The organism is Micromonospora sp. NPDC049799 (assembly GCF_040656655.1).
GTDB lineage: Bacteria > Actinomycetota > Actinomycetes > Mycobacteriales > Micromonosporaceae > Micromonospora.
Window position 1 is genome coordinate 1 of sequence record NZ_JBFAMU010000895.1, and the last position, 1,136, is coordinate 1,136.

At 74.0% G+C, this 1,136-nt stretch carries 2 protein-coding genes; both read left to right on the forward strand.

The annotated features are described in order from the left end of the window. A partial coding sequence (locus AB0I76_RS30430; protein WP_357042743.1) for a DUF4439 domain-containing protein occupies positions 1-333 on the forward strand: 333 nt, incomplete at its 5' end. A 65-nt stretch (positions 334-398) separates the two neighbouring features. Beyond that, positions 399-1,007 carry a PadR family transcriptional regulator gene (locus AB0I76_RS30435; RefSeq protein ID WP_357042746.1) on the forward strand — a complete coding sequence of 203 codons (609 nt, stop codon included), beginning with the start codon at positions 399-401 and terminating at the stop codon, positions 1,005-1,007. Positions 1,008-1,136: the final 129 nt, after the last annotated feature.

The following is a 1,136-nucleotide window of genomic DNA, read 5'->3' on the forward strand; positions in this document are numbered from 1 at the left end:
GCTCCCTCGACTTACCCCGACGGTGAGATCCCCAATCGGGCAAGCTGGGGGGATGTGGTGCAGCTCAGCACCTCCGGCGGCACCGTCCCGGCGGACCGCGCCGGGTACGCGCTGCCGTACCCGGTGACGGATCGGGCGAGCGCGCTGCGCCTGGCGGTGGAGGTGGAGGAGCGCACCGCCGCGTTCTGGCGGGCGGCGGTCGCGGCGACCACCGGCCCGGACCGGGACCGCGCCCTCGCCGCCCTGGTGGACTACGCGGTCCGGGCGACCCGGTGGCGGCGGATCGCGGGGGTCACCCCGTCGACCGTGGCGTTCCCCGGCCGTCCTACCTGAGGTCGCGTCGCCCCCGGGCAGCGCTCCGGTTGCGGTCCGCATACCAGGTATGCATACTCCGTGAGGTGTCCATCCGTCACGGCCTGCTCGCCCTGCTCGAACGTGGCCAGATGTACGGCTACCAGCTGCGCGCCGCGTTCGAGGAGTCGACCGGATCCACCTGGCCGCTGAACATCGGGCAGGTCTACACCACCCTCGCCCGGCTGGAACGCGACGGGCTGGTCCGCTCGCTGCCGGAGAGCGAGGCGGGGCAGCGCCCGTACGAGATCACCGACGCCGGCCGGGCCGACCTGACCCTGTGGTTCGCCACCCCGATCAGCCGCACCGACCGTCCCCGGGACGAGCTGGCCATCAAGCTCGCGCTCGCCCTGACCACCCCCGGCGTCGACGTGCGGTCGGTGGTGCAGACCCAGCGCAGCGCCACCATGCGGACGCTCCAGGAGTTCACCCGACTGAAGTACGCCAGCGACCGGCCGGAGGACCTGCCCTGGCGTCTGGTGCTGGACGCGATGGTGTTCCAGGCCGAGGCGGAGGTCCGCTGGCTGGACCACTGCGAGAGCAGCCTGGTGCGGTACCGGCCGACCACGACCGGCTCCCCGGGCCCGCCCGGAACGATCCGGGCGGCCGGAACCTCCGGGGCGGTGGAGCGGACGGACCAGGAGGCGCGCCGGTGACCACGGCCGACGACGCGGTCCTCGACGTCCGCGACGTGCACCGCACCCACGGCGCCGGTCCGGCGGCCGTGCAATGACCGGGCTGGTCAACCGCGCGGCGATGCTCGGCAAGGGCGACCAGACGCTGCG